Annotated in this window: 10 protein-coding genes; 3 read left to right on the forward strand and 7 right to left on the reverse strand. The window is 48.4% G+C overall.

Annotated elements, in window-relative coordinates; all coding sequences use genetic code 11:
* The first annotated feature begins 22 nt into the window (after positions 1–22).
* From ABWH99_RS13685 to ABWH99_RS13695, 3 genes are read left to right on the forward strand one after another with little or no spacing between them, the layout of a single operon-like run.
* Positions 23–1,744, forward strand: coding sequence for an N-acetylmuramidase domain-containing protein (locus ABWH99_RS13685; protein WP_375582411.1), 1,722 nt, complete (start codon positions 23–25; stop codon positions 1,742–1,744).
* Positions 1,732–2,355 carry a DUF4230 domain-containing protein gene (locus ABWH99_RS13690; RefSeq protein ID WP_375582412.1) on the forward strand — a complete coding sequence of 208 codons (624 nt, stop codon included), beginning with the start codon at positions 1,732–1,734 and terminating at the stop codon, positions 2,353–2,355. Before ABWH99_RS13685 ends, ABWH99_RS13690 begins: the two co-directional genes overlap by 13 nt.
* Positions 2,352–4,460, forward strand: coding sequence for a DUF4230 domain-containing protein (locus tag ABWH99_RS13695; protein ID WP_375582413.1), 2,109 nt, complete (start codon positions 2,352–2,354; stop codon positions 4,458–4,460). Before ABWH99_RS13690 ends, ABWH99_RS13695 begins: the two co-directional genes overlap by 4 nt.
* 25 nt (positions 4,461–4,485) lie before the next feature.
* On the opposite strand, the gene ABWH99_RS13700 is transcribed toward ABWH99_RS13695, so the two are convergent.
* The 7 genes from ABWH99_RS13700 to ABWH99_RS13730 all read right to left on the reverse strand — a co-directional run bounded on the left by ABWH99_RS13700 (position 4,486) and on the right by ABWH99_RS13730 (position 12,870).
* Positions 4,486–6,831 (reverse strand): GMC family oxidoreductase N-terminal domain-containing protein, encoded by a 2,346-nt coding sequence (locus tag ABWH99_RS13700; RefSeq protein ID WP_375582414.1) that lies wholly within the window; start codon positions 6,829–6,831, stop codon positions 4,486–4,488.
* Positions 6,815–8,551: a metallophosphoesterase gene (locus ABWH99_RS13705; RefSeq protein WP_375582415.1), complete on the reverse strand. Its 1,737-nt coding sequence runs from the start codon at positions 8,549–8,551 to the stop codon at positions 6,815–6,817. Before ABWH99_RS13705 ends, ABWH99_RS13700 begins: the two co-directional genes overlap by 17 nt.
* On the reverse strand, positions 8,541–9,980 hold the full coding sequence (locus ABWH99_RS13710) for a patatin-like phospholipase family protein (protein WP_375582416.1): 1,440 nt from the start codon (positions 9,978–9,980) through the stop codon (positions 8,541–8,543). Before ABWH99_RS13710 ends, ABWH99_RS13705 begins: the two co-directional genes overlap by 11 nt.
* 67 nt (positions 9,981–10,047) lie before the next feature.
* A complete protein-coding gene (locus ABWH99_RS13715; protein ID WP_375582417.1) occupies positions 10,048–10,452 on the reverse strand; it encodes a patatin in 405 nt (134 codons plus the stop codon).
* Entirely contained in the window at positions 10,445–10,942 is a 498-nt protein-coding gene (locus ABWH99_RS13720) for a hypothetical protein (protein WP_375582418.1), read from the reverse strand. Before ABWH99_RS13720 ends, ABWH99_RS13715 begins: the two co-directional genes overlap by 8 nt.
* 21 nt (positions 10,943–10,963) lie before the next feature.
* On the reverse strand, positions 10,964–11,848 hold the full coding sequence (locus ABWH99_RS13725; RefSeq protein ID WP_375582419.1) for an acetoacetate decarboxylase family protein: 885 nt from the start codon (positions 11,846–11,848) through the stop codon (positions 10,964–10,966).
* Positions 11,849–11,856: 8 nt separating this feature from the next.
* Complete coding sequence (locus ABWH99_RS13730; RefSeq protein ID WP_375582420.1) at positions 11,857–12,870, reverse strand: esterase; 1,014 nt, start codon at positions 12,868–12,870, stop codon at positions 11,857–11,859.
* Between the last annotated feature and the right edge of the window lie 64 nt (positions 12,871–12,934).

Consider the following 12,934-nt stretch of genomic DNA (forward strand, 5'->3'; position numbering starts at 1 on the left):
CCGAAAAAGCTCTCTATCGATTATGGAAACTGAAGAAAGTAACAAAGAAAAAAACGGAAAGCATCAACGGATGATTTCCGAGCGAACCTATGTATGGCTGCACATCGGTTTCATTTTTCTGATCATGCTGGCCGTATTGGTGCTGATCGTGCCGGGCATGGAGTCGTCCAATCAGCTTCTTGCGTCCGGTCTGGTGGTGGTCATCGCTTTGGTAAGTAGCTACGCGCTGCTGGCCAGGCATTTCAGTCCAAAAACGAAGGACCGAAACCCCAATTTTAATCCCTACCATACATTCTTCTTTAGAGGAACGGTTATCCTGGCTGGCTTATTGGTAGCCTTTGGCCTGTTGGGAGCATTTTTCGCCTATGTCACCTACGATAACCTTTTCCAGTCGGTGGGATTAGCCACTGCGGTGATTTGGATCGCGGTGTTTTTGGTCTATTTCATGTGGTCGGTTTACCATTACAACATCAATTATGGACTGACGGACCAGGATTGGCAACGTATCTACGATGCGAAAGACCGGTACAGTCAAGGGTTCCCCGTAAAGGCCGAGGAAATGTCCACTCCGGAATACAATCCTTACCGCAGCCAAACGTTCGGATTACCTCCCGGTACCGTGCGGGGGATGATTGCTTTTACTTTGCTTATGGGAGGCATGTCCCTGTTGATTGTTAGTTTTGGTACCCAATATTCAGGAGCAGATGCGGCGTTACTCAGCCAGCAATTTGAATTTTTTGAAACCGCTTTTCTGATGATGATTGCCTTCTATTTTGGCGATAAATCCCTGAAATACCTGCAAAATCGCTGGACTCCGCGAAAAGGGGCCGAGACCAAAGAATCGGATAACAACGTCGCATCCCCCGCTTCCGAAAACTGGTCCCCAGCTCAGCCGAAAAGCTCCCTGGACTTCGATGAAAAAGCTTTTGCCTGGGAAGACAGCTCTTTTGATACCAGCAATGCACCACCGGCAGATTCAGGACCACTCGATGCGCAGCGGGTCGCTTTGTCTACTTCCTTTGATCAGGTTCCGGAAGCTTTTCAGGTCAAGGAAGAATACGTTCAGATAAAAGACAATTCCACCAGCAAGGTGCTCAGTGATATGGATATTCGGCAGGCGCTCGACGAACTGGAACAGCGGGAGAACATTAAAATTAGCTTACCGGTGATCAAGGCGATCATCGCGGTGGAATCTGCCGGAAGGGGACATTTGCACGATGGACGGGCCAAAATATTATTCGAAGGGCATAAATTCTGGTATTGGCTGGAAAAATTCGGGAAGGACCCAAAATCCCTGCAGGCGGGCAACGAGCACATTCTTTACGAAAAATGGACCAGGGAACATTACCGGGTTGGTGCTAAAGAATACGATAGACTGGACCTTGCGAAGCGTATTGACCCCAAAGCGGCTGTCTACGCGACCTCCTGGGGACTCTTTCAGATCCTGGGCGAAAACCTGGAACACCACATCAAAGGTCGAAAATATAAAAGCTTTTCCGAATTTGAAGCACAACAGCACGAATCAGAGTATATCCACTTTCTTGATTTTCTTGAATTTATAAAAACAAAGAAAACACGGGGCAGGGCATTGCTGGAATACATTTCCGAAGAAAATCAAGGGAATTACGACTGGGAGTCGTTTGCCTATGGATACAATGGAAGTGGGTACAAGGTCAATCAATACCACATAAAAATGAAAGCCCAGTACGAACGGTTTAAAAACGAGAACACATGGTTGGCATAAAAGACGTTTTTCTAAAAGGCCTCCTGGTTACCAGTTTGTGTTGGACATGCCTCGCCTGTCAGCAGGATCCTCGTGGGTTAGTCATTGGCAAAATTCAACAAGCGAGCGACCTGGTAGTGTCGGAATTTGTGGTAGACAAAGTCGTCTTTGGGAAAAAACGAAAGAACATCCTGTTTATTCCAATCAACGAGGCCTCCTTCATGGCCTATTCCCGGGCCACGATAAAAACCGGAATTGATTTGAATGAAATCAAAGAAGAAGACATACGGATTGAAGGGAACAAAATAAGTTTGGACCTCCCCTCCATCGAAGTGATCAATTTTTCCTACCCGCCTGAAGCGTTTGTTGCCGATACGCTCGTCTCCAATCCGAAGCGTTTTCTAAACAGCATTTCCCTGGAAGACCAGGAAACGTTTTTCCGAATGGCCGAAATGGACATTCGCGAGCATTTACCCTATATGGGTCTGGTGGAAACCAGTCAGGAGCATGCCCGAAAACTCATCCATACGGTGCTAAAAGGGCTCGCATTCGAGGAGATCTACATTCAATTTGACAGCGATTCCCTACTGATTCGCCAGGTTAATAGTCCCGATAATCTTTTAAATCCATGATTCGTCAGGTCCTGCATAGTGTCCGGTTTATTCTGGAGATCCTTCTGGTAGTAGGCCTGGTAGCATTGGTCTATTGGTGGAATCCGATGAATATTTTCGGTGGCAAACCCGGAATCCAATCTACTGCCAATATTGTCTCTGAAATTCGGGAGATGGGGCAGCTAATCAGTGCAGAGTATTACGGAGAAGTAGTCGCCTCCATTGACGAAGCCCAAATGAATCTGCTGGAAGAACCGGAAATACGGATGCAAGCCCGAATCACCTACGATGAAATACAACTTGAATTGGAAAACCTCCGGAATTTCCACGAGCTATCCTCAGAAAACCGCCTGGCATTGAGTTCCGGAACCGAAAACCTCAGCCGAAGGGAACGCCGTAAAATGCTTATCGATGAGGTGGGATACAAAAATGTGTTGGAAAAACTGTATTTTTTGGGGGACTGGGACGAAACCAGTCAGCGGGTGCTTTTTGATGAAGTGACCGCCTTCGCGTACATGCATTTCCAGGAAAGAAACGAAGCCTCCGTAGACCGACTTAGCGAACGGCAGCTCCGCCAAACGCTGGTATCCTGGTACAAAAACCTGAACGCCGAATGGTGGGATTCCGATCGGTTTTCTACAGATTATTTTGGAAATAAACTGAGTTCCCTCTCGCGTAGTGAAGCCAGAAAAAAACTGGCTATGATCGGCCGGGGAACTGTCAAAGCGGGCTTTGACTTCAAGGGGCTAAGCGAAAGCATGTATCACCACGACGAAGAAATGGGGGAGTTACACTTTTTTGGATTTGCGCCACAGATCCTGAATGCAGATATCAATCCCTGGTTTATTCCGGAAAAAGGCATTCCTGGCTTCGATATTTTGACGTATAACGGAAGGGTAAATTTCAACGATAGCAAAAAGGTGAAACGGTATGCCGTCCAAAAACTAACCGTAAATGCCCGAAATGCGGGCATCATCCAACAAGCCGAGCGCAATGGCGGAGAAACTCTGGGAAGGTTATTTTCACTGCTTACCGGTAAAGAAATTAAAAAGGTTTTCTTTCACCAGGACCAAATCATTCAACTCACCCAGGACATTACCCGGGATTATTACATCAGTTACGAAGAAGCAGTACATTTCGAAAAGGCGATTCAAAACGAGTTGCAGACCATTGACTCGTTAAAAAACGCTTCGGAAGATCGGTACAACAACCGAAGATTGGCGGAAAACAAAGAAAATACCTTGCAACAAATGATACGTACTGCCCGCCAGTACGAATTTGAATCGGAAGCCCTGCCCTATCATTATTATTCCACCTTCTGGTACCAGATTGCATCCGATTCACTGGTCGATCGTGCCGAATGGCTCGCCATACAATCCCAGGCATCCTCCTCCATGGAACCGAATTCCCGGCTGGTAGCCTTGTGGGCAGATCGGGACAGCCTGCTCCTGCCCTCGCAGTTTGGTGCCGGTGTCATGCAACTTTATCGGAAAGATGTTCCCATGGGAGATTTTTCGGATAGCACCCTTTCTGTTCCGGCCTGGCAGCAATTGGAAAAAGGGGGGATGCGCTTTCGAAACCTTTCCTTCCTGGGCGATTCGGTCGTTTTCGAATCCTTTCTAATCGATGAATCACTGCAAGATAGTCTACTTCAAGTTCCCGTGCCTTTCAACTATTCCCCGGAATCCTGGGAATCATGGATTGGGGAGGACGAACGAATACGCCTCATTCAACGGGCGGATACCATCCGACAATTGTCCGAAAATTCCAACGTCTTTTGGATCATGGATCCCAGTCAGCCGAACAGCTTGCTGCAATTCTCCATTCCCTTTGCTGAAATTACCCATCCTGAACTGTTTCGTCCCGGTTCCCTTTCCAATATGCAACAAGTAACGCTGGATACTTGGGTTGTCATTCGGTCTGCTACAGATTTGCAGGAAGCGTTAAACCAACCCCACCCCAATCATGCGCTATCCGAGCGGCAGGTAGCACAAATGCAATCCTTCTTGGAAAGCCTGTATCGGAAACACCAAGCCTACCACAGTCGGGATTTTCTCAGCCAGGCCGGAGATTGGTTTTCCGAAAAATGGGCAAACAAGCCCGGTATTTTGGACAAGTTTCAGTGATACCGCCTCCGGGAATGCCACGTACCTATATACGAAAATACGTCTCGTACACATTTCCAGCAAAGAATTTCCCAAAGCCCGCAATCGCCTTTAGCCCATCCTCCCTGGACTTGGGATGGATGGCTTTTACCGTACGTAATTGCCGCAGCAGGTCGGATACCTTGATTACCAATTTCCCTTTGCCTAGAAGTTTTCCCTGCCCATCGTTTCCTTCGTACACGGAAATATACAGCGTAGTGGTATCTTGCCAGGCATCTACCACCCAATCGTTTTCAATATCTTTGTACCCTTCAAAGTAATAGTGGTTCCCGTCCGGATGCAGGAGACCCGCTGTATACTTCATTTTCTTTTGTCTGCTGCTGCCATTCTCGGTAACGAACAGATTAAACTGCCCGCCAAAAGCCGTTAAGGCCTCGCTACCGAGGACCGGAGTCTCCATACTTCCCAACATGCTCCCGGGATGGTCCTCCCTTGCTATAAACTCTTCGATATCCTCTGTCTGAATGGTAAGGGTAAATTCAAACGGTGTGTTTTCCTTCTTACCTTTTTCAAAACCGGCATCAAAATCTTCCGTTTCACCCCAACCAATAAATCCTTTCATCGTTTCGGTAAACTGCACGCCGGTGCCTTTGGGTAAAGAATCGCCTGAGCCCTGCCGTTGCGTGTCGGTGAAATCGTAGTTCAACGTGTAGTTCTTTTCTTTGGCGATCAATTGGCAGCTTCGCTCCGCCAGTGCGCTGATCGTTAGTAGTGGATTGGTTCCCACAGGCCTTGGAATTACCGCTCCGTCCAGCACGTACAACCCTTCGTGCAATTGCTCTCCAACCTCTCCATCAAACACCTGCCCTTTGTGGTCTACCACACCTAGCGCTGCATGGTCGCCCATCCCACATCCCCCCAGGGGATGAACGGTTACCAGATCGTAATTCATCAGCTGATTCCAGGTAGGGTTCGGGATCTTGGTACCACCGAGTGCTTCCGTTGCCTGGTACATTTCTCCATTCACTTTCTTAAAAATCTCTTGTTTACCAACCCCATGCCAATTGATCGATAATTTGCCCTGCTCGTCCATTTTAAGTGATCCATTGCCGTCGTCGTGAGTCATTACCAGATAAACCTGAGTTCGAGCCAACGCACCGTGAAACGGTCCTAGAAAGAGACTTCTGATCTCTCGCCACTTTTCTTTGAAATAGTCCTTGAATCCCCTGTCTGTATCCCTTCCCACCAAGCGGGAAAAAGCGACCAGAGCCTTGGGCATGAGGCCACGAATGGGGCCGGGAATGGTTCCTTCTTCCAGCGTCATACCATCCTCCAATGGATTCCTCTCCCGCAAATCAATGATACTGGTAATGCAAGGCCCTACCTCGGCGATCGTGTCAGTGCCTTTTTTACCCAGCCCGATGCCATTGATCCGCACATCGTTGTTGTACCCAAAACCCAGCACATCCCCATTTCCGGTAAATCGTTGCCCCAGGCGTTTGGACAGGCGGAGACCTTTGGCAGCCGAGCGTAATAGGATCTCGGTAGAACCCAATGCTCCTGCTCCCAGGATCACGTGCTTTGCCTGAATAAATAGCAAGGGCGCATCAAAAAGATCCCTTCCGACGCCGATGGGGTGAAAATACACCTGCCAGTATGGTCCCGCTTTTTTAACGTATTGTACATTTATTTCGGTAAATATCTCTGCTCCGTGAAAGCAGGCATCGGGCAGGTAGTTCATGGCGGTGGTGTTTTTTGCACCGACATTGCAGCCCGTTACACAATCCCCGCAGTTGGTGCATTTCGGCTGGCGAACCCCGACCTGATTGATCTGATCGTCAAAATTCACATTGATATCCAACAGTCGAAAGGGAGCAGACATGTGCGCCGCAGACTTCCGCATGGCTTCTGTTTTTTTCAATACCGGGTAGCCATTTTTATTTTCCGGGTAAGGACTGGGCCGCAACATGGACCAGGCCCGGGCAACTCCCGCATCAAACGATTCCAGATCCTCCCGCAACGCCCTTGGCCATGCCTCGTCCTGCATGACCCGCGCTTCCGGTCGAATGGATACGTTGGCATTGACCAGAGAAGTGCCTCCCAAACCACACCCTTTGAATACGTTGATTCCACTGCCCATGGTAAACTCGTACAGCCCGTTTTTTTCCAGGTCGACCGACTTCCCACCGACAAAGTTCATTTCGCCCGAAGCCTTTACCAGCGTATCCGGAAATTCTCCCGGCAAGAATTCTTTACCTTTTTCAAGCAGGCAAACGGTCTGTCCACTTCGTGCCATCCGGGATGCTGCGATGCTTCCGCCGTATCCCGATCCGACGATAACGTAATCATAGGAGGACTTGATGTCTGTTAATGCTTTAGCGAGTCGTTTCATGGTGTATCGTTATGGGGTCTTCGATTAAATCATAGTTAATGGGTCCACCTTCAAATCGTGGGTTTTCGTCCGTACCGGTATTTTTCCAATCACTCACCACCCGTTTGACACCGATGGGGTAAATCGTAAGCCCTTCTGCGGTGACTGCTATTCGCAGGAAATTCTTGTATCCCTCCCAACGATAGGAAGACGAGGCTTCGGTAATGTGGTTTTTTACTAACACCACACTTATGGTGAGGTAGAGCCCAAATAAAACTCCGCTGATAATCCCCCCGGCCAGCACCATTTCACCAATGAAAAGCAGTATTTGCTTGGCCGAGTCTACTGGCCAGGCGAGTAAGTTCAGGTTGATATACGAAAATAGCCAGAGTAAAAAATAGAAATTTATCAAATGCAATACAGCGTGAAAGATACCTGCAATATAGTTTAGGTTCTTTTTTCCGGACTTGGTGTCAGTGAATAGTACCAGACCGATAAGCAGCAGCAGGTTCAGAAATAGGGCGCCCGGGTGGTGGCTGATTCCGCTCCAGACAGCCTGAAGCACCTCGCCCAAACCTCCGTCAAAAAGGTCTACGGATGCAAGCCGTTCCATCAGGGACTTTCCTGCTTCACTATCGGTTTGCAAAATCCATGAGGTAAACACATGGTAAATGCCAAAGAAAAAAAGCATGGTGAGGCTAAAATAAGGAAAGAGTAAATTCAGAAAACTCAGCTTCACGGAGGCCTCCTTGGACGGAAATACTTTCTTCAGTTGAGAGGTTTGCCCGCCCAGGCTTTCTATTTCAGGGTTCAAGGTATGCGTTGGATGCATGAAAGCCCCTCCTCCCCCTGCGGTAATCAGCTGGCAGGAAGGTTTTTCCTCCGGCAGGGTTTCATACCGGGCATAGTGGTGAAGGTCACCCGTTAGGATGGCTTTGATCTGTAGGGACTGGTTTTTCGTCTCGTAATCCTTTTCTCCCTTCCCAAAAAGTACCTTGTCGATAAAGAATTGCAGCCGGTCGAAGGATTCGTTTTTATCGTCAAAAGACTTATAGACCCAGGAAGGCTCCGAGATGCAGAGAATCACCTTGCTTGCTTCGGTAAAATGAGTTTTCGCAATTTCCCGAAAATAGCAAATTTGCGGGTAATCGATGTCGGCATTCAACTGTACATCGATGGCGATTAACCAATAATTGTGGGGTAGTTTCAATGCAAAATAGCTTCGGCTTTGCTGGGTGCGCCAGTTTCCGAGCGACCGTTTTTGCGTAAAAAGTCGAAGAAAATTGGTAAGTCCGTCGTACCAGTCGTGATTCCCGGGAATGGCAAACACATCCGGCCGATTGTCATCCTCCTCGTTTTTGGGAAAAGCCGCCTGATAGGGTCCCCGCAGGCGGTTGGTATATTCAATAATTTCGGGGGTAGGATAGACTTCATCCCCTCCCATCACCAATACATCGCCCCGTTTCAACGATTTTCCCCGGACTGTCAAGGACTCCCGGGCCAGTAGTTCGGCAAGTGTATACGTGGGATTAAATCCATCTCCCAAATCCGAAATGAAGTCGAACCAAAACTCCTCCTTCGTAGAATAGTCGTAGAGTTGCACGTCCTGGTCCAGAGCCGCAAGCATTTCCCTGCGATCAGCAAAATTGCCAAACACCGAAGACAACAGGGTCTTTACACCAGTAAATGCCAATTGGCGGGGATCGTACCAATTGACCATGGGTTTCTTTTCAAACTTCATCGTAGATCATTTTTTTTATCTGTTTTAATTTATATCCGATTCCTCCCCTGCCCCCTTCCCGGGTAATGGCTAATGCCTTCCAAAAACTTCGTAGTCGCCCGACAAAGGACTGATACAGGGTTCCCTCCATCACAATTTCGGGATCCGCTTCCATTTTGGGATAGAGCACAACCTCTATTGCCTTGAACTCCATGCCGGCCAACCAATGCCAAGCGCTCTTGACGTTAAATCTTGCCAGCAGGTAGTACTTACGGCCCTCAATCTGGAAGGTGGAAGCGATCTCTGCTACCCTTCCCGGGCCGTCTTTGGTCACAAACTGCCCCCCTGTCCCAAGGAATTCCCGGCTTAAATGTCCCAGGTAAATACTGGAATACACCTCGGCAGTCCCTTTTCCTTGCCAGTCGGTGTATCGGAGAAAAATCCGGAACCTGACCCGGGACATCTCGTCTTTCCAGGGCAATTCTCCGGAAAAGTCAAGGCGAAAACCCAGGCAATCGCCCAAATTACGGGTAGCCGTGCTGCGATCATTCAGCGGTGTACCCGATTCGGGAATCGCAGACAGGTACGCTGTGGCATCGCTATACCCCATGGCCATCAAATCCCTGGCGGTAATCCGGTTAAAAAACAAATCGGGATCCAGGGGAAGCGGTAATTGCGGGCGGATGACAAAAACCCGGATCGGTTTGCGCTGTCCATATTCGGATTCCCCCCGTAAAATCTCCTTGTTAATCCATTTGATCTGTTCAAACTCCTCCCATAAACCACCATTTGCACTCATTTCAATGGAATGAACGTACTGACGTAGTGCTCCGGGCAGATAGGCCGGATAGTTTCCTATTCCCCATACCACCCATATTTCCTCAGCTCCCCGCCTGACGGCCTCCATGAGGTTGGCGTCTTTGATCCAAACGGCATCGATAAACCAATCGTCTCCTACCTGTAACGCCGGCATCACAATGGGTAAGGATACCCCCGCCAGCAGGTGGTTTTCGTGCAGGCTTTTCGCGGGAATGGCCTCGACTGATTTTTTGGAAAAATTGCAGAGAGAGAACGTAATGGGCAGATTATTCCGGTGAATGCCTGCCAGATCCACTCCGAAATGCGGGAATACCTTGGTTCGAATTGCATCCGTGTCACCCATCCCTTTCATTCTCCAGGGTCGCAGGTAATCGGTCAGGCCAGCAGGCGATACGAAATGCGCCATTTTCAAGTCGGCCCAGCGATCCATCAGTTCCTGCACCTCCAGTCCTGAGGCCAGCATCGCCGCATTAAAAATGCCTCCGGAAGTCCCGTCCACGTGATCAAACGCCAGGCCGGCTTCTTCCATGGCTTGCAACACCCCCACCTGATAGGCAACCCGTATACCGCCACCGGCCAGTACCAGGGATTTTCTACTTTTGGATTCGTTGGTCTGAGGGTGAATCAGCATGGCTGGGGAAGGGTGAGTGACGGCAAAAGGACCACGTTTTCTTTGAAGCGTCGGACGGAGAGAAAACTCATTCGCGCAAGCTTTTCAGGTAAAGCAAAAAAACAATGCCGGAAAACAAGTCGAAAATGGCAACACCCAGTGCGAGAATGGAGAACAGGCCTTTAAACACGCCCACTGTCACTGCCGCAAATGCTCCAAATTTTTGCAAGGATGACCAGAGAATGATCTGCTTGTTGCTGATCGAACCGTAAACGGCATGCAACACCATTCCCCCGAAAAGCACCATGAACATGCCAACAATGGCAAAGAAATGGGCCGACTCCGGACTTGTCTCCGCTTTGCCAACAAAACGTAAGACAAAGGAGGGATGGATCAATTGAACCAATCCGGATAGCAGCGTAACAAATGCGATCAAGACGACCAGCAACTCAATATAGCGGGTAGATATTCCGAATAATTTCTGCTCATCCATGATTTTGGTGGTTTGATTTAGCTTTGGCGATAAAATAGTACATGGTAATTCCCCACATGACCGTGAGGATAATCCAACGAATGTCATTGAGCCACATCCATTCCTGCAAGAGTACTTGCAACCTGTCTTCAGCGGCCACTCCCGCTTTAAATTCATTATTGATGTCTTCAATAAAGGCCTGCTGCACCACCACCGGCGCCAATAGTCCCGGTATCCAGGCGATCGGTACCCAGCGAAGCCCTGTCTTCCATTCCGTGATCAATAGAATCACCAATGCGACCGCCATGATTGGAATGGTGATGAAAAAAAACTGCGTTGCCAAATCCGTTTGCGGAATGATGGCGTCGTAGTAATTATCGAGCGTCAGGGTATTGGGGTAATTCGGAAACCAAAAGAAATGGAGGGACCAAAACATGCCCAGATAAATGGATGCACAAAAGAAAATGTAGGCATTATTCAGGTCAAGGAGGGTCTTTTTGATAGGATTCATGATGGTGCTTGACTAATGGGTTTAGATTCTGAATTTCTCGTAATCGGTAATCGACGGCGGCGACAACCACTCCTCACTGTATCCCAAGGGATAAACCGATTCCAGCCCCTCTGGCATTTCCTGGGGAGGATCCGGGTAGGTCATGAACCAACACTGAAAATGATCGTCCAAAATACCGTTGGTTTTTGGCATAAAGGTGGTAAAAAACGGATCGGGTGAGAGATCAATCCCTCTCAGGGCAGCTACCTTGGGATGATCTCCGATGTACAGGCTTCCCTTTGCCTTCCCAAATAGGTTGATCCCGGCCCTGGTTTCGAAATAGATATAAGAAGCCATCAGCATGTTTCGAAATCTACAGTAATTGGTAGCACCTACTTTCAATTTGATCGAAGGAGAGCTGGGCTTTTCAATTTCGATCCGGAATGCAAATTGCCCGTCTTTTTCGTATTGGCTACTGACCTTCTCCGTGGATTCCACAAAATCCAGATTGGCCTGATGTTTCGGCATGCCCCATATTCCTTTTCCTCCTTTTACCGAAATTTCACTGCTTACCGGCAAATCTAAAATGTATTGTCCGGTTCCGTAATGCCCCAAAAACAGTGCATTAGCAACAGGCGGAGCAGGACGGGCACCCCGCGTACAGGCAATGGCAATACTGTACTCGATGTACTTTCCTATACTGGTATCCAGGTAATTGATCACAGTAATTAATAATGCGGCCCTGCCATTGGGAAGTTTCAGGGCATGAATTTCATTTCCCGGAAGCAATTCGTTCGCTTTTTCCCAATCACAGGAAAACCCTGCCATGAGAGCGGGAGAATCGGTAGACCGAACCGGCATTTGATAGGGAATTCCGTCTACCTGTGCGTACCTGCCGGCATACCGTTTGATTCGTTTAGGAGGCATCTCTTTTTCTAACCATTGTTTAGTTCGCTAATCATTTTTGGAAACACATCGATGTGCGCATTCTTCCCGAAAAATACATCCAGGTGACTGTACTCATCCAATAGGTACAGTTTATGAAATCCTGGTTTTGCCCGGTCCAGGTAAGCAAATGTTCTTTCCTGGCTTTCTGCCAGGAAACACTTGTTCTTTTTCCCTCCAAACAAGACCATGCGTGCCTCCGTACGGGGAGCTTCGGACACGTAATCGGGGCTACCGTCTTCGACGGGTACCAGTGCTCCATATTTCACACATTTCTGCATGTGTTTGAAAAAAGAGAGCGGTACATGGGCAAATTCGTATTGTATCCAGTCCATCGTCTTTTCGTCCAGATTTTCGAGTTCCCACAAGGCCGGAAATCCGGATCCATAGGTGAAACTCACCATCTTTCCTACGGTGGTATCTTTCTCCCAGTGAGTGGCTTTTACTACGCTGAGCAACAGTTTGGATTTGAAATCCGGAGGAAAAAGCCCCCATTGCGGGTCGATGTAATCAAAAAACCGACTGACCAAAGGGACCAAGGCCTTTAATTTAAACCTGGAAAACGCAGGCACTACCGGATGCAGGGAAACGGCGTTGCTAATGATCAGTGATACTTCCGGCAACAAGCCCATCACCGCTGACATCATAAAGCTGGTACTTCCCTGACAGTGGATGATTGCCTTGATTTCTTTCGCTCCGGTTAGTTCTACCACTTTCTTAACCGCGGCCGGATGATCGTACCGGGCCACCTCATCCAGGTTCCACTCGTTCGGTTCCAGCACAATGGAACCTCTCCAATTTTCCAACCAAACGTCGTAGCCTTCTTCTGCCAATTTGAAAATGATGTTGTTTGGAGAAGGTGGATTAAAGATCATGCTGCTCACCCCTGCCCCATGTACCAGTAGTACCGGTCCTTTGCTCACCTGGCTCGATTTGAAACGCTTTAATTCGCAAGCAAACCCGTCCAGGGCATTAAATTCTATGGTCTCAAATTCAGCATTCATAGAAATTATTTTTCATTCGCTTAATTTAACAAAATTAAATGGATTCAACATGCATCGCCGCAAG

The sequence above is a fragment of the Cyclobacterium xiamenense genome, from assembly GCF_042140265.1.
Lineage (GTDB): Bacteria > Bacteroidota > Bacteroidia > Cytophagales > Cyclobacteriaceae > Cyclobacterium > Cyclobacterium xiamenense_A.

What these genes read in the sequence shown, in the direction of transcription:
- ABWH99_RS13710 (WP_375582416.1), bottom strand. Translation starts at nt 9,980, where the DNA reads ATGCTGATTCACCCTCAGACCAACGAATCCAAAAGTAGAAAATCCCTG.
- ABWH99_RS13720 (WP_375582418.1), bottom strand. Translation starts at nt 10,942, where the DNA reads ATGAATCCTATCAAAAAGACCCTCCTTGACCTGAATAATGCCTACATT.
- ABWH99_RS13690 (WP_375582412.1), top strand. Translation starts at nt 1,732, where the DNA reads ATGGTTGGCATAAAAGACGTTTTTCTAAAAGGCCTCCTGGTTACCAGT.
- ABWH99_RS13705 (WP_375582415.1), bottom strand. Translation starts at nt 8,551, where the DNA reads ATGAAGTTTGAAAAGAAACCCATGGTCAATTGGTACGATCCCCGCCAA.
- ABWH99_RS13700 (WP_375582414.1), bottom strand. Translation starts at nt 6,831, where the DNA reads ATGAAACGACTCGCTAAAGCATTAACAGACATCAAGTCCTCCTATGAT.
- ABWH99_RS13715 (WP_375582417.1), bottom strand. Translation starts at nt 10,452, where the DNA reads ATGGATGAGCAGAAATTATTCGGAATATCTACCCGCTATATTGAGTTG.
- ABWH99_RS13725 (WP_375582419.1), bottom strand. Translation starts at nt 11,848, where the DNA reads ATGCCTCCTAAACGAATCAAACGGTATGCCGGCAGGTACGCACAGGTA.
- ABWH99_RS13730 (WP_375582420.1), bottom strand. Translation starts at nt 12,870, where the DNA reads ATGAATGCTGAATTTGAGACCATAGAATTTAATGCCCTGGACGGGTTT.
- ABWH99_RS13695 (WP_375582413.1), top strand. Translation starts at nt 2,352, where the DNA reads ATGATTCGTCAGGTCCTGCATAGTGTCCGGTTTATTCTGGAGATCCTT.
- ABWH99_RS13685 (WP_375582411.1), top strand. Translation starts at nt 23, where the DNA reads ATGGAAACTGAAGAAAGTAACAAAGAAAAAAACGGAAAGCATCAACGG.